Origin of the sequence: Nesterenkonia sp. E16_10 (assembly GCF_017347085.1) — a bacterium.
GTDB lineage: Bacteria > Actinomycetota > Actinomycetes > Actinomycetales > Micrococcaceae > Nesterenkonia.
Window position 1 is genome coordinate 36,204 of sequence record NZ_JADPSA010000003.1, and the last position, 22,298, is coordinate 58,501.

The 22,298-nt window shown below is 68.2% G+C and carries 21 protein-coding genes and 2 tRNA genes; 6 read left to right on the top strand and 17 right to left on the bottom strand.

Annotated elements, in window-relative coordinates; genetic code table 11:
* Together I2487_RS02205 and I2487_RS02210 are read right to left on the bottom strand one after the other, a co-directional pair.
* The coding region (locus I2487_RS02205; protein ID WP_255545861.1) for a thiamine-phosphate kinase at nucleotides 1–598 on the bottom strand (598 nt) is incomplete at its 3' end.
* 5 nt (nucleotides 599–603) lie between these two features.
* Nucleotides 604–1,035 carry a hypothetical protein gene (locus I2487_RS02210; protein WP_207173001.1) on the bottom strand — a complete coding sequence of 144 codons (432 nt, stop codon included), beginning with the start codon at nucleotides 1,033–1,035 and terminating at the stop codon, nucleotides 604–606.
* 127 nt (nucleotides 1,036–1,162) lie between these two features.
* On the opposite strand from I2487_RS02210, the gene I2487_RS02215 reads away from it, so the two are divergent.
* Nucleotides 1,163–1,552: a hypothetical protein gene (locus I2487_RS02215; RefSeq protein WP_207173002.1), complete on the top strand. Its 390-nt coding sequence runs from the start codon at nucleotides 1,163–1,165 to the stop codon at nucleotides 1,550–1,552.
* Here the strand turns inward: I2487_RS02215 and I2487_RS02220 are convergent.
* A complete protein-coding gene (locus I2487_RS02220) occupies nucleotides 1,498–2,022 on the bottom strand; it encodes a sigma-70 family RNA polymerase sigma factor (protein ID WP_207171030.1) in 525 nt (174 codons plus the stop codon). The genes I2487_RS02215 and I2487_RS02220 overlap by 55 nt on opposite strands.
* A gap of 213 nt (nucleotides 2,023–2,235) precedes the next feature.
* Here I2487_RS02220 and I2487_RS02225 point away from each other — a divergent pair, with 213 nt between their 5' ends.
* Nucleotides 2,236–2,952 (top strand): CHRD domain-containing protein, encoded by a 717-nt coding sequence (locus tag I2487_RS02225; protein WP_255545862.1) that lies wholly within the window; start codon nucleotides 2,236–2,238, stop codon nucleotides 2,950–2,952.
* 10 nt (nucleotides 2,953–2,962) lie between these two features.
* Here I2487_RS02225 and I2487_RS15375 read toward each other — a convergent pair whose 3' ends face one another.
* Nucleotides 2,963–3,310: a hypothetical protein gene (locus I2487_RS15375; RefSeq protein ID WP_255545863.1), complete on the bottom strand. Its 348-nt coding sequence runs from the start codon at nucleotides 3,308–3,310 to the stop codon at nucleotides 2,963–2,965.
* Here I2487_RS15375 and I2487_RS15380 point away from each other — a divergent pair.
* The 3 genes from I2487_RS15380 to I2487_RS02240 all read left to right on the top strand — a co-directional run bounded on the left by I2487_RS15380 (nucleotide 3,294) and on the right by I2487_RS02240 (nucleotide 5,554).
* Nucleotides 3,294–3,713, top strand: a complete 420-nt coding sequence (locus tag I2487_RS15380; RefSeq protein ID WP_255545864.1) for a class F sortase — start codon at nucleotides 3,294–3,296, stop codon at nucleotides 3,711–3,713. The two genes, I2487_RS15375 and I2487_RS15380, sit on opposite strands and share 17 nt — an antisense overlap.
* A 31-nt stretch (nucleotides 3,714–3,744) precedes the next feature.
* Nucleotides 3,745–4,272, top strand: a complete 528-nt coding sequence (locus I2487_RS02235) for a DUF421 domain-containing protein (protein WP_255545865.1) — start codon at nucleotides 3,745–3,747, stop codon at nucleotides 4,270–4,272.
* A gap of 226 nt (nucleotides 4,273–4,498) precedes the next feature.
* Nucleotides 4,499–5,554: an alcohol dehydrogenase catalytic domain-containing protein gene (locus I2487_RS02240; RefSeq protein ID WP_207171027.1), complete on the top strand. Its 1,056-nt coding sequence runs from the start codon at nucleotides 4,499–4,501 to the stop codon at nucleotides 5,552–5,554.
* Between the two features lie 237 nt (nucleotides 5,555–5,791).
* On the opposite strand, the gene I2487_RS02245 is transcribed toward I2487_RS02240, so the two are convergent.
* The 12 genes from I2487_RS02245 to ilvD all read right to left on the bottom strand — a co-directional run bounded on the left by I2487_RS02245 (nucleotide 5,792) and on the right by ilvD (nucleotide 20,001).
* A tRNA-Glu gene (locus I2487_RS02245) sits at nucleotides 5,792–5,867 on the bottom strand.
* Between the two features lie 71 nt (nucleotides 5,868–5,938).
* Nucleotides 5,939–6,010, bottom strand: a tRNA-Gln gene (locus I2487_RS02250).
* Between the two features lie 122 nt (nucleotides 6,011–6,132).
* Complete coding sequence (gltX, locus tag I2487_RS02255; RefSeq protein ID WP_207171025.1) at nucleotides 6,133–7,668, bottom strand: glutamate--tRNA ligase; 1,536 nt, start codon at nucleotides 7,666–7,668, stop codon at nucleotides 6,133–6,135.
* Nucleotides 7,669–7,676: 8 nt separating this feature from the next.
* On the bottom strand, nucleotides 7,677–8,450 hold the full coding sequence (locus I2487_RS02260; RefSeq protein WP_207171024.1) for a fumarylacetoacetate hydrolase family protein: 774 nt from the start codon (nucleotides 8,448–8,450) through the stop codon (nucleotides 7,677–7,679).
* Nucleotides 8,451–8,590: 140 nt separating this feature from the next.
* Nucleotides 8,591–9,664 (bottom strand): branched-chain amino acid aminotransferase, encoded by a 1,074-nt coding sequence (locus tag I2487_RS02265; RefSeq protein ID WP_207171023.1) that lies wholly within the window; start codon nucleotides 9,662–9,664, stop codon nucleotides 8,591–8,593.
* 94 nt (nucleotides 9,665–9,758) lie between these two features.
* Entirely contained in the window at nucleotides 9,759–10,832 is a 1,074-nt protein-coding gene (locus tag I2487_RS02270; protein ID WP_207171022.1) for a 3-isopropylmalate dehydrogenase, read from the bottom strand.
* A 91-nt stretch (nucleotides 10,833–10,923) separates the two neighbouring features.
* Nucleotides 10,924–12,534: a methionine--tRNA ligase gene (metG, locus tag I2487_RS02275; RefSeq protein WP_207171021.1), complete on the bottom strand. Its 1,611-nt coding sequence runs from the start codon at nucleotides 12,532–12,534 to the stop codon at nucleotides 10,924–10,926.
* Between the two features lie 98 nt (nucleotides 12,535–12,632).
* The gene (serA, locus tag I2487_RS02280; protein WP_207171020.1) at nucleotides 12,633–14,228 is read right to left on the bottom strand and encodes a phosphoglycerate dehydrogenase; all 1,596 of its coding nucleotides are present in this window, start codon (nucleotides 14,226–14,228) and stop codon (nucleotides 12,633–12,635) included.
* Between the two features lie 100 nt (nucleotides 14,229–14,328).
* Nucleotides 14,329–15,354 carry a ketol-acid reductoisomerase gene (gene ilvC / locus I2487_RS02285; protein WP_106123977.1) on the bottom strand — a complete coding sequence of 342 codons (1,026 nt, stop codon included), beginning with the start codon at nucleotides 15,352–15,354 and terminating at the stop codon, nucleotides 14,329–14,331.
* 66 nt (nucleotides 15,355–15,420) lie between these two features.
* On the bottom strand, nucleotides 15,421–15,954 hold the full coding sequence (gene ilvN / locus I2487_RS02290; RefSeq protein ID WP_036474882.1) for an acetolactate synthase small subunit: 534 nt from the start codon (nucleotides 15,952–15,954) through the stop codon (nucleotides 15,421–15,423).
* Between the two features lie 4 nt (nucleotides 15,955–15,958).
* Nucleotides 15,959–17,836: an acetolactate synthase large subunit gene (locus I2487_RS02295; protein ID WP_207171019.1), complete on the bottom strand. Its 1,878-nt coding sequence runs from the start codon at nucleotides 17,834–17,836 to the stop codon at nucleotides 15,959–15,961.
* 383 nt (nucleotides 17,837–18,219) lie between these two features.
* A complete protein-coding gene (gene ilvD / locus I2487_RS02300; RefSeq protein WP_207171018.1) occupies nucleotides 18,220–20,001 on the bottom strand; it encodes a dihydroxy-acid dehydratase in 1,782 nt (593 codons plus the stop codon).
* A 287-nt stretch (nucleotides 20,002–20,288) separates the two neighbouring features.
* Here ilvD and I2487_RS02305 point away from each other — a divergent pair, with 287 nt between their 5' ends.
* Entirely contained in the window at nucleotides 20,289–20,609 is a 321-nt protein-coding gene (locus tag I2487_RS02305; RefSeq protein WP_207171017.1) for a CHY zinc finger protein, read from the top strand.
* Between the two features lie 30 nt (nucleotides 20,610–20,639).
* Here the strand turns inward: I2487_RS02305 and I2487_RS02310 are convergent, their stop codons facing one another.
* Complete coding sequence (locus tag I2487_RS02310) at nucleotides 20,640–22,013, bottom strand: short-chain fatty acid transporter (protein ID WP_255545866.1); 1,374 nt, start codon at nucleotides 22,011–22,013, stop codon at nucleotides 20,640–20,642.
* Nucleotides 22,014–22,298: the final 285 nt, after the last annotated feature.

Below are 22,298 nucleotides of genomic sequence, written 5' to 3' on the forward strand. Positions count from 1 at the left end.
CTGCGGCCGCACCCAGTGGGCCCGAGACGGCGAGCTGGTCTCCGGGCCGAGCGCCGGTGCGGCGCAGCGGCGGGCGTCCGGCCGGCAGCCGGCCGAGGGCGGTCAGGGTCACCGAGATGCCGGGCCCGGAGCCGAGGTCTCCGCCGGCGATGTGGCAGTGTTCGGCGCCTTCGCGACGCACCGCCTTGGCGAGTCCGCGGTAGAACCCGCGCACCCAGTCCAGCGAGGTGGTCGTCGGGAGCGTGAGGCTGACCAGCAGCGCGATCGGGGTCGCGGCCATGGCGTTGAGGTCCGAGAGGTTCTGCGCGGCGGCCTTGAGCCCGACGGCGCGGCCCATCGGGGCGCCCTGCTGCTGCGGGGCCCACCAGCCGGGCCTGAAGTCCTGGTCCTGGCTCAGCGTGTCGGTGGTCAGCACGATGCGCGCCGGGGCGCCGTCCTCGGGCAGCTCCAGCACCGCCGCATCGTCCCCGGGGGCCAGGGTGAGCGCGGCCAGGTCGGTGCTGGCGCGGTGGAGCTCGCCGAGCTCCTCGAGGATGACGGCGAGGACCGCGTCCTCTCCGGACTCCCCCACGCTGCGCGGGGCTGGGTCGGCAGTCATGCGGGTCAGTCCACTTCGGGCAGCGCCGCGGCCGTGATCGCCTGCCCGGCGTCGTCGCGGATCTCCAGGCGCTGCACGTCTTCACGCAGCACCGCCCCGTTCATCCGGCAGTCCACGGGGACCTCGGAGCCCAGGAAGGAGCCGGATTCGATCTCCTCACCGTCGGCGCCGACCAGCACCACGGTGAAGGCCTCTCCGGGGGTGAGTCCGTCGATCTCCAGGACCGTCTCGGTGCCCCAGGTGTGCGCGACCAGGGCTCCGTCGACCTCGACCCCGGCGCCGGGATCGCTGAAGCTCACCGGTTCCTGCGCGCCCAGCTCGCCAGGCGGGCCGAGCGGCTCCTCGGCGACGAGCCCGTCGGCGGGCGCGCCGGGGGCGGCGTCGTCGGAGTCCAGGACCGTCTGCACCCCCAGGGTGCCGACCACTCCGATGGCCACGCAGGCGGCCAGTGCGAGGCTCTGGCGCAGCCGGGCCCGGCCGCGTGCCGGTGGCGTGGTGGCAGGAAGGTGCCCGGGGGCGGGGGCGGCGTTGGGGTTGGAACCGGCGGGGGCCGGCGGGGGCGGGGTGGGAGTTGGCGTTGGAATCGGCCGTCGACGCGCCCTCGGTGGACACCTGTGGGGCGTGGACCTGGGCGATCACCTGCTCGCGCAGGCTCGGCGGCGGGGTCATCGTGGTCCAGGAGCCAAGGTTGCCGCGCAGCACGCCGCTGAGCTCCCGCAGCTCGCTCAGCTCTCGGGCAAGCTCCGGGTCCTGGGCGCACATCGCGTCCAGCTCCTGGCTCTCGGCCGGGCTGAGGTCATCGGCGGATGCGGCGCCGAGCAGCTCGGCGCGACGCTCGGCGGCGTGTGCCGCATCGGATTCGGCGCCGGGACGGGGGTCGGCGTCGTCGTGGTGGGTGCTCATGACTCAGCCTCCATCTCTTCCATCGCGCGGCGCAGAGCGCGCAGTCCGTAGTAGGTCCGCGTCCGCAGGGTGGTCACCGGCACCTGCAGCGACTCGGAGAGTTCCGCGTAGGTGAACCCCAGCACGTGCACCGCGATGACCAACTGGCTGTGTTCGGGGCTGATCGTCCCCAGGGCCTGGACAAGAAGCATAGTCTCGGTGGGATCCGTGACGCTGAGATCCGAGGCCTCAGGCACTGTGACCTCTGGCTCCATCGGGATCGGGATGCGGCGTCGGGCGCGGAACTCGTCCCGGACCACATTCCGGGCGATCGCGAAGAGCCAGTTGCGCAGGCTCGACCGGGCCGGATCGAAGCGGTCCAACGCCTGCCAGGCCCGCACGAAGGTCTCCTGGACGCATTCCTCGGCCGCTCCGTGATCCTGCAGCGCGTTGACCGCGAATCCGAACAGCGCCGCGCTGTGCTGATCGTAAGCAGACTCGATGCTCGGCACTGCGACGGTGTTCTGCCGTTCAGTGCGCATCCGCTCAGCCGCCTCCATCAGTCCTCGTCGGAGCCCTCGAACGGTATATCGAGGGCTGCAGAATTCGGTTCTACGATACACATCGCGGACCTGCCGGCTGCGCGCAGGTCGAAAATAATTCGTGAAACGGTGAACGCCAGGGGCGTCTGGAACGTATTACTTAGTGGTGGGCCGAAATTCGGTATACCAACGTTCTCGAAGGAGTCACCACTGATGATGACACAACGACGCAGAACCATCGGCGCCGGCGCGACCCTGGGTGCAGCGGTGCTGCTGCTCTCGCCGACGATGGCACAGGCCAGCACCGAAGCCGGCACCGAGGTCGAGTGGCCCGAGGAGTTCACCAGCGCCTATACGGTCATGGCGACTCCCGACGAGGTCATCGACTCCGACGGTGAGGTCTCACCGGGTGAAGAGGGCGCGACGGGCGACTTCATGTTCTGGATCAATTCAGAGGAAGAGGTCATCTGTTACGAGATCACACTCGAAGGCGTCACCGGCGGCTACGAGAGCCCGGCCCTGACCGCCACGCACATCCACGAGGCTGCCGCGGGCGAGCCCGGACCGCCGCGCTTGGCCTTCCCGAACCCCGAGCCGATCGGTGACGAGCCACGCACCTCCTCCGGCTGCATGGCCGGACCGTTCATGACCGGCGTCGAGGGCGACGACGGCGCCGACACCGGCGAGGGCTTCAGCCTGGCCGAGATCGAGGCCAACCCCGCCGGCTTCACCGGTGACTCCCACACCGAGGAGTTCGCCGACGGCGTGGTCCGCGGCCAGCTGATGCAGGTTCCGCTGGACGGCGTCGAGACCGGCGGCGGCGGCATGCAGCAGTCCTCCAGCCAGGTCGGCGTCTTCGCCGGGGCCGGCGTGCTCGCACTGGCCGGTGCCAGCGCCTTCATGCTGATTCGGCGCAACCAGAACGCATGATCCGAAGCCCTCACCGGCAGGTCGAGGTCAGGGTCCGGCGGCTGCCCCTCGGGGTGGCCGCCGCCCTGGCGCTCGGGCTGAGCCTGGGCGCCTGCGGCGCCGCAGGTGAGGCGGCGACGTCGTCCTCTGATGCGACCGAGTCGGCGGAGGCATCGAGCTCCAGCACTCCCTCCAGCGCTGCGTCGCCCAGCCCTAGCTCTGCGCCGTCCAGCCCTAGCTCTGCGCCGTCCAGCTCGGGCTCGCCGCAGCCCAGCTCCGCGGCGCCGAGCGCGGCGCCCTCGAGCCCGGCTGCGGCGCCGAGCGGGGTCCGGCCCTCAGCGCTGAGCATCCCGTCTATCGACATGGAGGAGTCGCTCATCGACCTCGGCATCGCGCAGGACGGGACCATGGAAGTGCCCGAGGACTACAGCGAGGTCGGCTGGTTCGAGGGCGGCGGCATGCCCGGCGGTCGCGGACCCACCGTGCTGGCCGGACACCTGGACTCCACCACCGGCCCCGCGGTGTTCCACCGTCTGGTGGAGATGGAACCCGGCGACGAGGTCGCCGTCACCGACGCCGAGGGCGAGGTCCATCACTACCGGGTCGAGCGCACCGAAGTCTTTGCCAAGGATGACTTCCCCACCCGGGAGGTCTTCGGCGCGCAGCCCGAGGACGAGCTGCGCCTGATCACCTGCACCGGGCTCTTCGACGTCGAGGTGGGAAGCCACGAGGACAACCACATCGTGTTCGCGGTGCCGGCAGATGCTCCCGGTGGACACTGATCCCTTGAAGTGACAGGGTCGCCCGATGGATATGACTCAATATTGGGACGGGTGGGATCCCATCATCCACACCGTCATCACGCTCACCGCAGGCTATATCGCGCTGCTGATCATCCTCAGGCTCTCCGGACCACGCACCATGGCGAACATGACCCCCCTGGACTTCATCGTGGCGGTCACCATCGGTTCGGCCTTCGGCCGTGTGCTCACCGCGGTGGATGTCCCGCTGGCCCAGGCGCTGCTCACGCTGGCCCTGCTGGTGCTGTTGCAGTGGCTGCTGGCCTGGGTCCGGGGACGCTCACCGAAGATGCGCCGACTCCTGGATGCACCCCCGGTGCTGATCTACTACCAGGGCAAGTTCCAGCGGAAGGCGCTGCGCAAGCACCAGCTGGTCGAGGACGATGTGCATACCGCGGTGCGGAACTCCTCGCGCGGATCCCTGGGCGAGGTCTCGGCCGTGATCCTGGAGCAGAACGGCGGCCTGGTGGTCATCGGAGACGATCAGCTCGGGGACGGCTCCTCGGTGCTGAACTACACAGGCCGAGCCGAGGACGACTGACCACCCGTTCCCGTTTACCGTTGAGGGGCGGATTCTCCGAGCATTTTGGGCCGAAAAGCCCATGAGATGCCCGGAGAATCCGCCCCTCAACGTGTGTGTGGGTGGGTGGGGGACTTCTCGACGCCCCCGGTCACGACCTGTTCACCGCGGGTCCAAGGTCCCTGGTCAAGACCCACCGGGGAGCAGACGATGGGTATCTCAGCGCAGAGATAACCAAGGAGCGACCGTGAAAGCATTGGTGTACCAAGGTCCGGGCTCGATGATCTGGCAGGACATGCCTGCTCCTCAGATCCAGAAGCCGACAGACGCGATCGTGCAGATGGAGACCACGACGATCTGCGGAACCGATCTGCACATCCTCAAGGGCGACGTTCCGACGGTGGAATCCGGGCGCATCCTCGGCCATGAAGGAGTCGGCGTCGTGACCGAGGTCGGTGCGGCTGTGACCGAGATCGCCGTCGGCGATCGCGTCATCATCTCGTGCATCTCAGCGTGCGGAAAGTGCAGCTATTGCCACGAGGGGATGTACTCCCACTGCCTCGCCGAGGAAGGAGCATCCGGAATCGGCTGGATCCTGGGACACCTCATCGACGGCACACAAGCCGAGTATGTGCGGGTTCCGTTCGCCGAGACCTCTTTGCACAAGGTGCCCGAAGGGGTTGCCCCCGAAGAGGCCGCGATGATCAGCGACATTCTGCCGACGGGACATGAGATCGGCATCCGATACGGCGCCGTCAAGCCCGGTGATGTCGTCGCGGTCATCGGAGCGGGCCCCGTCGGCCTCGCCGCGATCACGACGGCCTCCCTGTACGGTCCGAGTCGTGTCATCGCGATCGACATCGACGCCAACCGGGTCGAGCAGGCGAAGCGGTTCGGGGCGAGCGACGGCGTCGTCTCATCGGACTCGGACTGGAAGGAGCAGGTGTTGGCCCTCACGGACGGTCTCGGCGTGGATGTCGCCATTGAGGCCGTCGGGGTGCCGGTGACCTGGGACATGTGCCTGGAGATCGTGCGGCCGGGTGGCCACGTCGCCAACGTGGGCGTGCACGGCAAGCCCGTGAACTTCCCGTTGGAGACGGCGTGGATCCAGAACCTCACGATCACCACCGGCCTGGTCAACACCAACACCTCGCGCATGCTCATCAAGCTGCTCGCGCAAGGAAGGCTCGACGTGGGCGGGTTCATCAGCCACCACTTCTCGCTCGACGACATCATGAGCGCCTACGACACATTCGGCCGCGCGGCCGAGACGAAGGCACTCAAGGTCATCCTGACGGCCTGATCGCACTGTCGCGAGGAGCCTGTCCTGTGAACATTGCGACGTTCGACTCGCGAGGACGGGGCATCTCGTCGTGCTGCCCACGCGTGCCATCCGGACCAGCCCGTTGAGGGGCGGATTCTGCGAGCAGTTGGGCCCGAAAAGCCCATGAGATGCACGGAGAATCCGCCCCTCAACGCAGGGGGGGACGCAGAAGCGCCCGGTCTCGTGTGAGACCGGGCGCTTCTGCTTTGTCACCTGTGGTGACCCCAGCGGGATTCGAACCCGCGTTACCGCCGTGAGAGGGCAGCGTACTAGGCCGCTATACGATGGGGCCGCATTTCATAGCTTTGGCCCCCGTCGCCGAGGGCCGGTCGTGCTGTGTTAAAGACCACATAAGGGTCTTCGCTGGGCTACTAGGACTCGAACCTAGAACGACGGTACCAGAAACCGCTGTGTTGCCAATTACACCATAGCCCAATATTTGCTTGTCAACGCGGTCGCGCCGGCGAGATTTTCACGCCGAGCAACGGGAGATAACTATACACACTGGTGGCGCCCAAGCACAAAATGAGCCGGGCGCCACCGGCGTGCGGCGCGGATCAGCCGCGCGCGGCGAAGAGTTCGCGGAACCGGCGCAGTCGGCTCAGCGAGGACTCGCGTCCCAGCAGCTCCATGGACTCGAACAGGGGCGGGGAGACCCGGCGTCCGGAGATCGCCGAGCGCACCGCGCCGAAGGCCTTGCGGGGCTTGAGCTCGAGCCCCTCCAGCAGCGCCTCGCGCAGCGCAGACTCGATCACCTCGGTGGTCCACCGGGCGTCCTCGATCTCGCTCAGCGCCGCGATCGAGGCATCGAGGGTCTCGAAGACCTGATCCCCGAGCCCGCTGAAGGCCTTGTCCTCGATGGCCAGCTCGGCATCCTGCGTGAAGAGGAACGCCATCATGTCGGCGCCCTCGTCGAGCAGCGCGATGCGCTCCTGGACCAGCGGGGCCGCGCCGTCGAGCAGCGCGGCCTGTGCCGGGGTCAGCTGTTCGCCCAGCAGGCCCCTGGCCTGCAGGTAGGGCACCAGCCGGTCGCGGAAGTCTGCGGCCTCCAGGCGGCGGATGTGGGTCCCGTTGATCGCCTCGGCCTTCTTCACGTCGAAGCGCGCCGGGTTCGCCAGCACGTCGGTGACGTCGAAGTGCTCGATGAGCTGCTCCACGGTGAAGATGTCCTCGTCGGAGGAGAGCGACCAGCCCAGCAGCGCCAGATAGTTCAGCAGTCCCTCGGGAATGAAGCCGCGGTCCCGGTGGTGGAACAGGTTCGACTCCGGGTCTCGCTTGGAGAGCTTCTTATTGCCCTCCCCCATCACATAGGGCAGGTGGCCGAAGACCGGCATGTGCGCGGCCACGCCGATGGCATGCAGCGCCCGGTAGAGCGCCACCTGGCGCGGGGTGGAGGAGAGCAGGTCCTCACCGCGCAGCACGTGGGTGATCTCCATGGCGGCGTCGTCCACCGGGTTGACCAGGGTGTAGAGGGGCTGGCCGTTGGCGCGGGCCACCACGAAGTCCGGGGTGGAGCCGGCGCCGAAGGTGATCTCCCCGCGCACGACGTCGGTGAAGCTGATGTCCTCATCGGGCATCCGGAATCGCAGCACCGGTTCGCGGCCCTCGGCCCGGTACGCGGCGATCTGTTCCTGGCTCAAGGTCCGGTCGAAGCCGTCGTAGCCCAGCTTCGGGTCCCGGCCGGCGGCGACATGGCGTGCCTCGACCTCCTCGGGGGTGGAGAAGGCCTCGTAGATGAATCCGGCGTCCAGCAGCTTCGCCAGCACCTCGGCGTAGAACTCACCGCGCTGGGACTGTCGGTAGGGCTCGTGCGGGCCCCCGGTCTCGGCGCCTTCGTCCCAGTCGATCCCGAGCCAGCGCAGCGCCTCGAGCAGCTGCTGGTAGGACTCCTCGGAGTCCCGGGCGGTGTCGGTGTCTTCGATCCGGAAGACCATCTTGCCGCCGGTGTGCCGGGCGTAGGCCCAGTTGAACAAGGCGGTGCGGATCAGCCCGACGTGCGGAGTGCCGGTCGGTGAGGGGCAGAACCGGACCCGGACCGGGGTGGAGGGGTCCACGGCGGGGATCGGGGTGGACGATGCAGCTGTGAGCGTCATAGGGGGAATCAGTTCCTGAAGTGGTTGACGAGTGTGCCGATGCCTTCGATGTCCGCCTCGAAGCGGTCTCCGCCGCGCAGCAGTCCGACGCCGGCCGGGGTGCCGGTGAGGATCACGTCGCCCGGGAGCAGGGTGAAGGCCTGAGAGATGTAGGCGATGAGCTCGGCCACGCCGAAGATCATCTCGGAGGTGGAGCCGTCCTGGACGGTCTCGCCGTTGAGCCGGCCCGAGATCCGCAGGCCCTCGGGCTCGAGGTCGGTCTCGATCCAGGGGCCCAGCGGGGTGGAGCCGTCGAAGCCCTTGGCCCGGGCCCACTGGCCGTCGGTGCGCTGGGCGTCGCGGGCGGTGAGGTCGTTGGCCACGGTGTAGCCGAAGATGACCTCCTCGACCCGATCCACCGGCACATCCTTACAGATGCGCCCGACGACGACGGCGAGCTCGGTCTCGTAGCTGATCTCCTCGGAGAAGGAGGGCAGCGTGACCGGCTCGTTGGGCCCCACCACGGCGGTGTTGGGGATCAGGAACAGCAGCGGGGAGACCGGGGTCTCGCTGCCCATCTCCTTGATGTGGTCGGCGTAGTTGCGGCCCACGCCGATCAGCTTCGAGCGCGGGATGATCGGGGCGACCAGCCGAACGTCTTCAAGACGGTGGGTGGTCTCGGTCTGCTGGATCCCCTGATAGAAGGGGTCTCCGTTGAGCTGGATGATGGTTTCTTCGCCCTCTCCCCCGGTGACAAGACCGTAGGAGGGTTCGGCGTCGGTGACAAAACGTGCAATGCGCATGGGCCAACTCTATCGCCCACGCGCATTGCACGTCTCAGGTGTTCAGTTGTCCTGCGGTGCGGCGCAGCTGTTCAGCGCGGCGGGTGCTGTGCTGCGGGCGCTGCGCTGCGGATGCTGCGCGGCGGATGCTGTGCTGCCGCTCAGGCCAGGCGGTGCATCCAGCCGTGGCGATCCTCGACCGCGCCGGTCTGGATCCCCAGCAGCTCCTCGCGCAGCGCCAGGGTGATCTCCCCGGTGCCGGCGGAGGCGATGCTGCGCTCGCCGTCGAGCAGCTCCCCGATGGGGGTGATCACGGCGGCGGTGCCGCAGGCGAAGGCTTCGGTGATGCTGCCGTCGGTGATCCCGGCGTCCCACTCTTCCAGGGTGACCTGGCGCTCTTCGACCTCCATGCCGCGGTCCCTGGCCAGCTGGATCACCGAGGCGCGGGTGATGCCCTCCAGGATCGTGCCGGTCAGCGCCGGGGTGATGAGCCGGTTGTCGGCGGTCACCAGGAAGACGTTCATGCCGCCGAGCTCCTCGATGGCGTTCTCGCGCAGCGGGTCCAGGAAGAGCACCTGGTCGCAGCCCTTGGCGGTGGCCTGCTGCTGGGCCGCCAGGGAGCCGGCGTAGTTGCCGCCGGTCTTCGCCGCGCCGGTCCCACCGGGTGCGGCGCGGATGTAGTCCCGGGAGACCCAGATGCGCACCGGCTTGAGCTCGCCGCCGAAGTAGTTCCCCGCCGGGGACGCGATCACCCGGTAGGACACGGCCTTGGCCGGACGGACCCCGAGGAAGGCCTCGGAGGCGAACATGAAGGGCCGCAGGTAGAGCGCCTCGCCGTCGCCGTTGGGGACCCAGTCCCGATCGGTGGCCACCAGCTCCTCCAGGGATTCGATGAAGAGCTCCTCGGGGAGCTCGGGCAGCGCCATGCGCACGGCCGAGCGGTTGAGGCGCCTGGCGTTCTCCAGCGGACGGAAGGTGTAGATCCCGCCGTCGGAGTGCCGGTAGGCCTTCATGCCTTCGAAGATCTCCTGGGCGTAGTGCAGCACCGCGGCGGCCGGGTCCAGGGAGATCGGCCCATAGGGCTCCACCCGGGCGTTGTCCCAGCCGTGCTCTGAGGTCCAGTCGATCACCGAGGTGTGGTCGGTGAAGTGGGTCCCGAATCCCGGGTTCGCCAGGATCTCCTTCAGCCGATCGGCTGTGGTGGGCGTCGAATGCGGGGTGTGGTGGAACGTCATGGTGACCTTTCGGGTGAGCACGGGCAGGTGCGCCCGGCGAATACGAGTCTCCTGCCCTACTCTACGAGACCGGCCCCCGGGCGCCCGGCAGGTGTCAGCGGTTCAGTCGCGCCACGAAGGCGTCGCCGCGCTGGCTGGTGCTCAGCCCGGAGGCGCCGTCCTGCGCCCACTGGCTCAGCTGGGCATGGACCGCGGCCTCCACGCGGGCCGCGGCAGCGCCGAGACCCAGGTGATCGAGCATCAGCACCGCGGAGAGCACGGCCGCGGTGGGATCGGCGATCGCCTTGCCGGCGATGTCGGGGGCGGAGCCGTGCACGGGCTCGAACATCGACGGCGCGGTGCCGGCGGTGTTGATCGAGGCCGAGGCGGCGAGGCCGATGCCGCCGGTGATCGCCGGGGCCAGGTCGGTGAGGATGTCGCCGAAGAGGTTGTCGGTGACGATCACGTCGAAGCGCTGCGGGTTGCTGACCATGTGGATGGTGGCCGCGTCGACGTGCAGGTAGTCCCAGCGGACCTCGGGGAAGGACTCGGCCACGGCCGCCGTCGTGCGGGTCCAAAGGTCCCCGGAGTAGGTGAGCACGTTGTTCTTGTGCACCAGGGTCAGGTGCTTGTCCCGGGCCTGGGCGCGGTGGAAGGCGTCCTCGACCACGCGGCGGACGCCGTAGGCGGTGTTGACCGAGACCTCGGTGGCGATCTCTGCCTCGGTGCCGCGGCGCAGCAGTCCGCCGTTGCCGGCGTAGGGACCCTCGGTGCCTTCGCGGACCACGAGGAAGTCGATCGGATTCGCCTCGTCCACCCCGCGCAGCGGGGAGACCACTCCGGGGTAGGAGCGGGTGGGGCGCAGGTTCACGCAGTGGTCGAGGTTGAACCGCAGGCCCAGCAGCAGCTCGCGCTCGATGATCCCGGAGGGCACCCGGGTGTCCAGCGGATCCGCGCCGACGGCGCCGAAGAGGATCGCGTCGTGCCCGCGCAGGGCCTGCAGCGTCTCCTCGGTGAGGGTCTCCCCGGTGGCGAGCCAGTGCTCGGCACCCAGGGAGTACTCGGTGTAGGTGAACTCGGCGCTCTCCGAGGCCAGGGCGGCGTCGAGCACCTTCCGGGCCTCGGCGACCACCTCGGGTCCGATGCCGTCGCCGCCGATTACTGCGATGTCGAATGTGTTCTCAGCCATAGCGTCACTCTATGTGCTGGGCACAGCAGGGAGGGGAACCGCCCGGTGGCCTCTCAGCATCTGAGACCGCCCGGCGCGGTGGAGCCCCGGTTCAGTCGGTCTTCTCCTCGTGGCGCGGGAAGATCGGGGTGGGCTTGGCCAGCAGGGTGCCCGGGACCAGCTCGGCGTGGAAGGCCTCGAAGCTGCGCGGACCGGTCCCGGAGGCGTTGGTCCTCCCGGCGTCGCCGCCAGCCTCGATGTTCAGCGCGTCCAGCAGCTGTGTGGCCGATTCCGGCATCACCGGCTGGGCGAGCAGCGCGACCTTGCGCAGGACCTCCGCGGTCACGAAGAGCACCGTGTTCATCCTCGAGAGGTCGGTCTTCTTCAGCTTCCAGGGCTCCTGCTCGGCGAAGTACGCGTTGGCCTCGCCCAGCACGAACCAGGTCCGCTCCAGCGCGCGGTGGAAGTCCTGCTGGTCATAGGCCTCTCGGCTGATCTCCAGCAGCTCATCGGCCTGGGCCAGGATCCGACGGTCGGCGGCGGTGCGCTCGCCGGGCTGCGGGACCTTCTCCTCGCAGTTCTTCGCGATCATCGAGAGCGAGCGCTGCGCGAGGTTGCCCAGGTTGTTCGCCAGATCGGAGTTCTTCCGGCCCACCACGGCCTCATGGGTGTAGGAGCCGTCGGCGCCGAAGGGGAACTCGCGCAGCAGGAAGAACCGCACGGCGTCGAGCCCGTATTCGGCCACCCAGTCGGCGGGGGCCACCACGTTGCCCACGGACTTGGACATCTTCTCCCCGGCGTTGTTCAGGAAGCCGTGGATCATCACCCGCTTGGGCAGCTCGATCTGCGCGCTCATCAGAAACGCCGGCCAGAAGATGCAGTGGAACCGGGAGATGTCCTTGCCGATCACGTGGACGTCAGCGGGCCAGAACTTCGCGAAGCTCTCGGACTCGGTGTCGGGGAACCCGACGCCGGTGAGGTAGTTGGTCAGCGCGTCCACCCAGACATACATCACGTGGTCCAGGCTGGTCTGATCAGCGGTGAGGTCCTTGGGCACCGGGACGCCCCAGTCGAAGGTGGTCCGGGAGATCGCCAGATCCTCCAGCCCGCCCTCGACGAACCGGATGACCTCGTTGAACCGGCTTCGCGGCGCCCCGAAGCTGGGGTTGTCGCGGAAGAAGTCGAGCAGCGGCTGCTGGTACTTCGAGAGCCGGAAGAAGTAGGACTCTTCTTCGGTCCAGGTCACCGGGGTCTGGGTCTCGGAGGCGAGGCGCTCCCCCGCCGAGTCGAGCTCGGTCTCGTCCTCGGAGTAGAACCGCTCGTCACGCACCGAGTACCACCCGGCGTACTTGTCCAGGTAGATGTCCCCGGCCTCGACCATGCGCCGCCAGATGGCGGTGGAGGCGGCGTAGTGGTCCTCGTCCGTGGTGCGGATGAACCGGTCATAGGAGATCCCGGCGACCTCGTCGTCCATGGCCTGGAACACGGCCGCATTGCGATCGGCGAGCTCCCGGGTGGATAGACCCAGGTTCTGGGCGGTCTGCTGCATCTTCTGCCCGTGCTCATCGGTGCCGGTGAGGAAGTAGGTCTCGTGTCCGTCGAGGCGCTTGAAGCGCGCCATCACATCGGAGGCGATGACCTCGTAGGCGTGGCCGATATGCGGTTCCCCATTGGGGTAATGGATCGCCGTGGTGATGTAGAACGGGGGCTTGGAAGAAGTCACCCTAGGAATTTACCCCACGTGGGTGCCCGGTGCAGGTCTGGGTGGGTGCCCGGTGCAGGTCTGGGCCGCAGACCTGCACCGGGCGGGAACCGCAAGACCTAGTCCTCGAGGTCCACCTCGGCGGCGAGGTTGGCCTGGACCTCGGCGTTGATCGCGTCGAGCACCCCGGCGGGCAGCGCGGCGTCGACGGCGAGCACTGCCAGCGCGCGGCCCTCCTTGGTGTTCTGTGAGACCTGCATGCCGGCGATGTTGACCTGGTGCTCCCCCAGGATCCGGCCCAGCGCGCCGACCACGCCGGGGCGGTCGGCGTATTCGAGCACCACCAGGTGCTCGGTGAGCGCGATCTCCAGGTCGTAGCCGTTGATCCCGACGATCTTCTGGATCTGCTTGGGTCCGGTGAGCGTGCCGCGGACCTCGAGGTTGGTCCCGGAGCTGGTGGCCCCACGCACGGTGAGCGCGTTGCGGTAGTCCTCCACCTCGGTGGTGGTGGTCAGCCGGGTGGAGATTCCGCGCTGCTCGGCGAGCACCGGGGCGTTGACGTAGGAGACCTGCTCCGAGACCACGTCGGTGAACAGGCCCTTGAGCGCGGCGAGCTGCAGCGCGGAGACGTTGAGCTCGGCGATCTCACCGGCGGCCTCGGTCTCGATATCGGTGAAGGCGTCGGTGGCCAGGGCGTTGAGGATCCGACCGAGCTTCTCGATCAGCGGGATGCCGGGGCGGACCAGCTCGTCGATGGCGCCGCCGGCGACGTTGACCGCGTCCGGGACCAGCTCGCCGGCCAGGGCCAGGCGCACCGACTTCGCCACGGAGACTCCGGCCTTCTCCTGGGCCTCGGCGGTGGAGGCGCCGAGGTGCGGGGTGACCACGACGTTCTCGCGGGTGAAGAAGGGCAGGTCGGTAGAGGGCTCGGCGGCGAAGACGTCCACCGCGGCGCCGCCGATGGTGCCCTCGGCCAGGGCCTGCTCCAGGTCGGCCTCGTCGATCAGCCCGCCGCGGGCCACGTTGACCACGAAGGCGGTGTCCTTCATCTTCGCGAAGGCCGCGGTGTTGAGCATGCCCAGGGTCTCGGGGGTCTTGGGCATGTGGATCGTGATCACGTCGGACTTCGCGTAGAGCTCGTCCAGGGTGACCAGCTGGGCGCCGAGCTGGTGGGCCCGGGCGGAGGTGACGTAGGGGTCGTAGGCGATGATCTCCATGTCGAAGGCCTTCATCCGCTCGGCCACGAGACCGCCGATCCGGCCCAGACCGATCACGCCCAGGGTCTTCTCGGCGAGCTCCACGCCGGAGTACTTCGAGCGCTTCCAGGCGCCCTCGCGCAGCGCCTGGTGGGCCGGGGAGATGTGCCGGGCCAGGCCCAGGATGTGGGCGCAGGTGAGCTCCGCGGCGGAGGTGATGTTCGAGGTCGGGGCGTTGACGACCATCACGCCGGCCGCGGTGGCGGCCTTGATGTCGACGTTGTCCAGTCCCACCCCGGCCCGGGCCACGACCTTGAGCTGCTTCGCGTGGGAGAGCACCTCGGCGTCGACCTGGGTGGCCGAGCGCACCATGATGGCGTCGGCGTCGGCGAGATCGGCGAAGAGCCGCTCGCGATCGGTTCCATCGGACTGACGGATCTCAAAGTCCGGTCCCAGCGCCTCGACGGTGGCGGGTGAGAGTTCTTCGGCAAGTACGACGACGGGGCGGTGAGTGCTCACAATGTCCTTCTTCTGCTGGCGCTTCGTGGTTCGGGGTGGTCACGCGAAGACGGTGAGCGGGGCGGGCCGTGTCACGGCCCGCCCCGCTCACCGTGATCACTCATCGAGCAGTGGTGCCCTCGGTGTAGTCATCATCCTGCGGGATCCAGGAGAAGAGCTTGCGCAGCTCGCGTCCGGTGGACTCGATCGGGTGCGACTCGTTCTTCTTGCGCAGCTCGTTGAACTCCTTGCCACCGTCGCGCTGGTCATCCATGAAGCGCTTGGCGAAGGCTCCGGACTGGATGTCGGCGAGCACGGCCTTCATGTTCTCCTTGACCTCCGGGGAGATCACGCGGGGCCCGGAGACGTAGTCGCCGAACTCGGCGGTGTCGGAGATCGACCAGCGCTGCTTGGTCAGGCCGCCCTCGACCATCAGGTCCACGATGAGCTTCAGTTCGTGGAGCACCTCGAAGTAGGCGATCTCGGGCTTGTAGCCGGCCTCGGTGAGGGTCTCGAAGCCGTACTGCACCAGCTGGGAGGCGCCGCCGCAGAGCACTGCCTGCTCACCGAAGAGGTCGGTCTCGGTCTCTTCGGTGAAGGTGGTCTCGATGACGCCGGCGCGGGTGCCGCCGATGCCCTTGGCGTAGGCCAGCGCGATCGACTTGGCCTCGCCGGAGGGGTCCTGCTCCACGGCGATCAGGGCGGGCACGCCGCGGCCTGCCTCGTATTCGCGGCGGACCACGTGGCCCGGTCCCTTGGGGGCGACCATCGCGACGCCGACCTCGGTGGGTGCTTCGATGTAGCCGAAGCGGATGTTGAAGCCGTGGGAGAACAGCAGCACGTTGCCGGGCACCAGGTGCGGGGCGATCTCGGCGGAGTAGACCGCGGCCTGGTGCTGGTCCGGGACCAGGATCATGATGACATCGGCCTCGGCGGAGGCCTCGGCCACGGTCTTCACGGTCAGGCCCTGCTCCTCGGCCTTGGCCTTGGAGCTGGAGTCTGCCTTCAGACCGACGACGACGTCGACGCCTGAGTCGCGCAGGGACAGCGCGTGGGCATGGCCCTGGGATCCGTAGCCGATGACAGCGACCTTCTTGCCGCTGAGCACGGACAGGTCGGCGTCGTCGTCGTAATAGAGATCAGTCACAGTGAGGGCTCCTCATGATGGGGATTGGGTAACAGGTCGGTGGTGCTGAAGGTGGTTCTCAGGTGGTCAGCGCAGCGCTCGGTCGGTCATGGACTTCGAGCCGCGGGAGATCGCGAGTCCGCCGGAGCGCACGATCTCACGGACTCCGAAGGGCTCCAGGACCTCGAGCAGAGCATTGAGCTTGTCAGGTGCGCCGGTGGCCTCAACGGTGAGTGAGTCCACGGAGACGTCCACGATCTTGGCGCGGAAGAGCTCGACGGCCTGGGTGACCTGCAGACGGGTGGGCGAGTCAGCCTTCACCTTGATCAGCAGGTGTTCGCGCTGGACCGAGTTCTCCGGTGCCAGCTCGATGATCTTGATGACATTGATCAGCTTGTTCAGCTGTTTGGTGATCTGCTCCAGCAGCTTGGAGTCGGCGTCGACCACCACGGTGATCCGGCTCAGGCCGGGCAGCTCGGAGGGCCCCACGGCCAACGAGTGGATGTTGAACGCGCGGCGGGCGAAGAGCCCGGAGACCTTGGTCAGCACGCCGGGGACGTCCTCCACCAGGACCGAGAGCGTGCGGCGCTGCTCCGGCGCGATGATGTCATGTGTGCCCATGCTCTTATTCCTCCTCGTCCCACTGCGGGGTCAGGTTCTGCGCGAACTGGATGTCGCTGTTGGAGACCCCTGCAGGGACCATCGGCCAGACCATCGAATCACGGGAGACCACGAAGTCCACGACCACCGGGCGGTCGTTGATCGCCATCGCCTCGGCGATCACGGCGTCGATGTCCTCGGGACGCTCGCAGCGCAGCCCCACGCAGCCGTAGGCCTCGGCGAGCTTGAGGAAGTCGGGGATCCGCACGATCTCCCCGCCGGAGTCTGAGACCGAGGTGTTCAGGTGGGTGTTGGAGTAGCGGGACTCGTAGAACAGGGTCTGCCACTGGCGCACCATGCCCAGGGAGGAGTTGTTGATCACCGCGACCTTGATCGGGATCTTGTTGATCGCGCAGGTGGCGAGCTCCTGGTTGGTCATCTGGAAGCAGCCGTCGCCGTCGATCGCCCAGACCACCCGGTCCGGGTTGCCCACCTGGGCGCCCATGGCGGCGGGCACCGCGTAGCCCATGGTGCCGAGCCCGCCGGAGTTCAGCCACTGCCGGGGTCGCTCGTACTTCACGAACTGCGCAGACCACATCTGGTGCTGTCCGACGCCGGCGACATAGACGGCCTCGGGGCCGGCGGCCTGGTTGATCTTCTCGATCACCTGCTGCGGGGCGATCTTGCCGTCCTCCGGGGTGGCATAGCCCAGCGGGTAGGTCTCGCGGAAGCGGTTGAGCTGCTTCCACCAGCCGCTGAGGTCGGTGCGCCCATGCTTTGCCACCAGCGCTTCGAAGGCGAAGCCGAGCTCGGGCACGATCTCCTTGAGCGAGCCGACGATCGGCACATCGGCCGTCCGGTTCTTCGAGATCTCCGCCGGGTCGATGTCGGCGTGGATGACCTGGGCGTCCGGGGCGAAGCTCTCCAGCTGCCCGGTGACCCGGTCATCGAAGCGTGCGCCGAGGGTGATCAGCAGGTCCGAGCGCTGCAGCGCCGCGACGGCGGAGACCGTGCCGTGCATGCCGGGCATGCCCAGGTTCTGCTGGTGCGAGTCCGGGAACGCGCCGCGGGCCATCAGGGTCGTGACCACCGGAGCGCCGACGGTCTCGGCCAGGGCATGGAACTCCTCGGAGGCATTGGCCTTGATCATTCCGCCGCCGATGTAGAACACCGGACGCGAGGCGCCCTGGATCAGCTTGGCGGCCTCGCGGATCTGCTTGGAATGCCCGCGGGTGACCGGGCGGTAGCCGTTGAGCTCGATCTTCGGCGGCCAGGCGAAGGTGGTCTGCGCGGCCTGGGCGGATTTCGTGACGTCCACCAGCACCGGGCCGGGCCGGCCGGTGGAGGCCAGGTGGAAGGCCTCGGCCATCACCTTGGGGATCTGGTCGGCGTCGGTGACCAGGAAGGAGTGCTTGGTGATCGGGGTGGCGATCCCGACGATGTCGGCCTCCTGGAACGCGTCGGTGCCGATCACGTTGGCGTTGACCTGCCCGGTGATCGCGACCATCGGGACCGAGTCCATATGGGCGTCGGCCATCGGGGTGACCAGGTTGGTGGCACCGGGGCCGGAGGTGGCGATGCAGACTCCGACCTCGCCGGTGACCATCGCGTAGCCCTGGGCGGCGTGTCCGGCACCCTGCTCGTGGCGCACCAGGATGTGGTTGACCTGCTCGGAGTCCATCAGCGGGTCATAGGTGGGAAGGATCGCTCCGCCGGGGATGCCGAAGACGTCTGTCACACCCAGCTCTTCGAGGCTGCGGACGATCGACTGCGAGCCGGTGACCTGCACGGGCGCCACGGTACGGCCGGGGCCGTAGAGGCGCGGGTCTGCAGAGGTCCCAGCGGCGCTGCTGGATGCTTTCGACGCCAGCATCGCTGGGGTCGTGGCTGTCAGATGGCTCATCTTTTCCTCAGTCTCTGGTTCCCGAATTTCTGATCCAAGAAGTCTCTGATCCGTGGTGGATCCACTCCGGTCAAGAGAAAACCCCGGCTGAGAAGCCTGTGGGGCCTTCTGCCGGGGTGAGCGGATGCGTCAGCTCCAGTTCAACCGTTCGGCCGCCTCGTGTGAGGCGGACGAGCGGCCGACCTGGGGCCTGTGAATCACTTCACATGTCCCCCGGCGGCGGATACGGGTACGACCGCTAGTAGTTGACGCATGGCGTCCATGCTTCCCTGGCCTGTGATCCGTGTCAACATCCCGGATACCCGTCTCACATGGTGGAAATCCGGTCTGCCGACGCCGCTGCTGGCCGGCTGCGCCGGTGACCGGCGATGATGCTCACCGGCTCAGCCGCAGTAGGCGCCCTGGGCGGCGGAGCGGACCAGCTTGGCGTATTTGCCCAGCACCCCGGTGGTGATGAACGGCGGCAGCGGGGTCCAGTCCTGCTGGCGGGTGGCGAACTCGGCGGCGTCGACCACGAGCTCGATGCTGCGCCCGGCGATGTCGACCCGGATGAGGTCACCGTCGGCGACGAAGGCGATCGGCCCGCCGTCCACGGCCTCGGGGGCGATATGCCCGATGCACAGACCGGTGGTGCCTCCGGAGAAGCGACCGTCGGTGATCAGCAGCACGTCCTTGCCCAGCCCGGCGCCCTTGATGGCTCCGGTGATGGCGAGCATCTCCCGCATGCCCGGTCCGCCCTTGGGGCCCTCATACCGGATGACGACGACGTCGCCCGCCTGGATCCGGCCCTCCTCGAGAGCCTTGAGCGCCTGCTGCTCGCGCTCGAAGACCCGGGCGGTGCCCTCGAAGACCTCGGCGTCGAAGCCCGCGGACTTCACCACCGCACCCTCGGGAGCCAGCGAGCCGTGCAGCACGGCGATCCCGCCGTTGGGGTGCATCGGGTCGTTCAGGGCGCGGATGATCTTGCCGTCGATGTCCGGCGGGTTGATCGCCGCGAGGTTCTCCGCGACGGTCTTGCCGGTCACGGTGAGCGCGTCGCCGTGGAGCAGGCCGGCGTCGAGCAGGGCGCGCATGACCACCGGCACTCCCCCGACCCGGTCGACGTCGGCCATCACGTACTGGCCGAAGGGCTTGAGGTCCCCGAGGTGCGGGACCTTGTCGCCGATCCGGTTGAAGTCCTCGAGCTCGAGCTCCACCCCGGCCTCGCGGGCGATGGCGAGCAGGTGCAGCACCGCGTTGGTGGAGCCGCCGAAGGCCATGGTCACCGCGATGGCGTTCTCGAAGGCCTTCTTGGTGAGGATGTCTGCGGTGGTGATGCCCTGGCGCAGCAGCTCCACCACGGCCTCGCCGGACTTGTGCGCGTAGTGGTCGCGGCGGCGGTCGGCCGAGGGCGGCGCGGCCGAGCCGGGCAGCGACATGCCCAGCGCCTCACCGATGCAGGCCATGGTGTTGGCCGTGTACATGCCGCCGCAGGCGCCTTCGCCCGGGCAGATGGCGCGTTCGATGACGTCGAGGTCGGCCTCGCTGATGGTGCCGCGGGCGCAGGCGCCGACACCTTCGAAGGCGTCGATCAGGGTGACCTCCTTCTCGGTGCCGTCGGCGAAGCGGGCCACGCCGGGCATGATCGAGCCGGCGTAGAGGAACACGCTGGAGAGGTTCAGCCGGGCCGCGGCCATGAGCATGCCGGGCAGGGACTTGTCGCAGCCAGCGAGCAGCACCGAGCCGTCGAGCCGCTCGGCCTGGATCACGGTCTCCACCGAGTCGGCGATGACCTCGCGGGAGACCAGCGAGTAGTGCATGCCCTCATGGCCCATGGAGATGCCGTCGGAGACCGAGATGGTGCCGAATTCCAGCGGGTAGCCGCCGCCGGCGTGGACACCCTCCTTGGAGGCCTTGGCCAGGCGGTCCAGCGAGAGGTTGCAGGGGGTGATCTCGTTCCAGGAGCTCGCGATCCCGATCTGGGCCTTGCCGAAGTCGTCGTCGCCCATGCCCACCGCGCGCAGCATGCCGCGGGCCGGTGCGCGGGTGTAGCCGTCGGTGACCTCCCAGCTGCGGGGCTTCTCCGGAATCGAGGGTCCGGTGACCGCCTTGGGCGGGGTGAAGGGCGCCGCGCCCTCGACGATGTCAGGAGTGTTCTCGGGGGTCTCTGCGGTGTGCTCAGCCATGCTCTGGATTCTATGCCTGCCGACGTGTCCCAACGCACGCGCACCGCCACCTGTCTCACGATGCAGAATTCGCCCACCCAGCGCTGAGGGGCGCCCCGACCTGCGCTGAGAGGCGCCCCGACCTGCGCTGAGAGGCGCCCCACCCCGCGCTGAGGGGCTCCCCACCCCGCGTTGAGAGGCTGATTCTGCGACTAGTTTGGGCCGAAAACCGCATGAGATGCTCGGAGAATCCGCCCCTCAACGTGGGGTGAGGGGGTTGGGGTTGGGGGTGGGCTAGCCTCGGGGCCATGGATGAGCCTGAGATCCGCGGGGCCGCGGTGGATGATCAGACCCGCTGCCGGCACTACGCCGGGCCGCGCGACGTCGTCGCCATCCGGTTCTTCTGCTGCGACCGCTGGTACCCCTGTCTGCGCTGCCACCGGGAGGCCGAGGCGCATGAGATCGGGCGTTGGCCGCGGGGGCGCCGGGAGGAGCTCGCGCTGCTCTGCGGGGTCTGCCGCACCCGGTTCAGCATCGCCGACTACCTCACCGCGGAGGCCTGCGCGGCCTGCGGGGCGGGGTTCAATCCCGGCTGCGCGGCGCACCACGAGTTCTACTTCGAGCTCTGAGCCGCCCAGCCTCGGCGCGCTCCGGCCCGATCACATCGAGACGATGAGCAAGGTGGAGCCGAATACGAGGCCGGAGGCGATGAGCACGATCGTGGTGTAGCTGAGGATGTCGCGCATCTTCAGCCCCGCGATGGCCAGCAGCGGGAGCGCCCAGAACGGCTGGATCATGTTCGTCCACTGGTCCCCGTAGGCCACGGCCATGATGGCCAGAGCCGGATCCACGCTGAGCGTCTCTGCGGCCTCGAGCAGGATCGGAGCCTGCACGGCGATCTGTCCGCCGCCGGAGGGCACGAAGAAGTTCACCAGTCCGGCAGAGAGGAACGCGAAGAGTGCGAACGTCTGCGGAGTCGAGATCGCCACGAAGGCCTCTGAGATGACGCTCATCAGCCCGGTGCCGGCCATGATCCCCAGGATCCCTGCGTACAGCGGGAACTGCAGCAGGATCTCGCCCACATTCGAGGCGGCCTGCTTGGTCAGCGCGATCAGCTCGAAGGGGCTGCGGACCAACAGCATGATCAGCCCGAGGAAGCTCCAGTTGACCACGTCCAAGGTCAGCGAGCCGCCGCCGCTGAAGTGGATGATCAGATAGGCCACCAGCATCAACCCGATCAGCAGGGTGGGGATGCGGGAGGCGTCGACACGATCCGCGGGAGTCTCGACGGCGTCGTCGATCTCGACGTCGACCTCGCGTGCGTCCACTTTCAGCGGGACCACCGTGGCGCTGTCCCGAGGCGCCACCAGGTACAGGGCCAGGGTGACCACGGCGATGGTGACGATGCAGGCGATGATGTTCCAGGTGGAGAAGATGGTCTCTCCCACCGGGAGCGGAGCGCCGAGCTGTTCTGCCACGAAGGAGTCGGGGGTGGCTGCGGTGAGCGGGCCCGAGGCGGAGTAGCCCATATGCCAGACCACGAATCCGGAGAAGCCCGAGGCCACCAGCATGGGGAAGTGCACCGGGATCTGGCGTTCGCGGAAGACGTGGGCGACCTCGCGTGCCAGCAGACCCCCGACCACCAGTCCCAGGCCCCAGGTGATCAGGCTTGCCAGGGCGGCGACCAGGAACACGAACAGGTAGGCCTGGATCGCTGTTCTGGGGACCTTGGCCAGGCGGCGCAGCAGCTTTCTCGCGGGTCTCGTGTTGGCCAGGATGTAGCCCAGGAACAGGATCAGGGCCATCTGTGTGATGAACGCCAGCAGCCCGGCCAGGCCGATGCCCCATTCCTCGACGACCTGGATCGGGCCGGCGTCGGTGAAGATCAGCGCCAGCAGACCCACGATGAAGGTCAGCGCGATCGCGAAGACCAGGGCCGAGGGGATCAGCTTCTCCACCAGCGAGTTCAGCGGCCGCATCACCCTGCCGAGAACGGCGCTGTTGCCTGCGGCATCCTGCCGCGAGGCGGTCATGCGGCACACCCCGCAGGGATGTCGCGGCGGCCGAACGCTGCGAGAACGAGGGCCCCGCCCTCGAACAACTCTTCATGCAACGTTTCCGTGGTGGCGGAATACCGGACAGCCATCAGCGCAGCTCCTTCGGGTCGGTGATGTGGGAAAGACGACGATGTGGGAAAGGTGACGTCGAACAGACGACGCAGTCCAGACGACGTCGAACAGGTGATGTCGAAGACGGGAGCCGCCTGGCCCCCGTCGCACCCCAATGTGACGCACACCACCACGTGATGCAAATCACCA

What these genes read in the sequence shown, in the direction of transcription:
- I2487_RS02295 (WP_207171019.1), bottom strand. Translation starts at nt 17,836, where the DNA reads ATGAGCCATCTGACAGCCACGACCCCAGCGATGCTGGCGTCGAAAGCA.
- I2487_RS15380 (WP_255545864.1), top strand. Translation starts at nt 3,294, where the DNA reads ATGGAGGAGTCGCTCATCGACCTCGGCATCGCGCAGGACGGGACCATG.
- I2487_RS02235 (WP_255545865.1), top strand. Translation starts at nt 3,745, where the DNA reads ATGACTCAATATTGGGACGGGTGGGATCCCATCATCCACACCGTCATC.
- I2487_RS15375 (WP_255545863.1), bottom strand. Translation starts at nt 3,310, where the DNA reads ATGAGCGACTCCTCCATGTCGATAGACGGGATGCTCAGCGCTGAGGGC.
- I2487_RS02310 (WP_255545866.1), bottom strand. Translation starts at nt 22,013, where the DNA reads ATGACCGCCTCGCGGCAGGATGCCGCAGGCAACAGCGCCGTTCTCGGC.
- I2487_RS02265 (WP_207171023.1), bottom strand. Translation starts at nt 9,664, where the DNA reads ATGACGTTCCACCACACCCCGCATTCGACGCCCACCACAGCCGATCGG.
- I2487_RS02305 (WP_207171017.1), top strand. Translation starts at nt 20,289, where the DNA reads ATGGATGAGCCTGAGATCCGCGGGGCCGCGGTGGATGATCAGACCCGC.
- ilvN (WP_036474882.1), bottom strand. Translation starts at nt 15,954, where the DNA reads ATGGGCACACATGACATCATCGCGCCGGAGCAGCGCCGCACGCTCTCG.
- I2487_RS02260 (WP_207171024.1), bottom strand. Translation starts at nt 8,450, where the DNA reads ATGCGCATTGCACGTTTTGTCACCGACGCCGAACCCTCCTACGGTCTT.
- I2487_RS02225 (WP_255545862.1), top strand. Translation starts at nt 2,236, where the DNA reads ATGATGACACAACGACGCAGAACCATCGGCGCCGGCGCGACCCTGGGT.
- I2487_RS02270 (WP_207171022.1), bottom strand. Translation starts at nt 10,832, where the DNA reads ATGGCTGAGAACACATTCGACATCGCAGTAATCGGCGGCGACGGCATC.
- gltX (WP_207171025.1), bottom strand. Translation starts at nt 7,668, where the DNA reads ATGACGCTCACAGCTGCATCGTCCACCCCGATCCCCGCCGTGGACCCC.
- I2487_RS02220 (WP_207171030.1), bottom strand. Translation starts at nt 2,022, where the DNA reads ATGCGCACTGAACGGCAGAACACCGTCGCAGTGCCGAGCATCGAGTCT.
- ilvD (WP_207171018.1), bottom strand. Translation starts at nt 20,001, where the DNA reads ATGGCTGAGCACACCGCAGAGACCCCCGAGAACACTCCTGACATCGTC.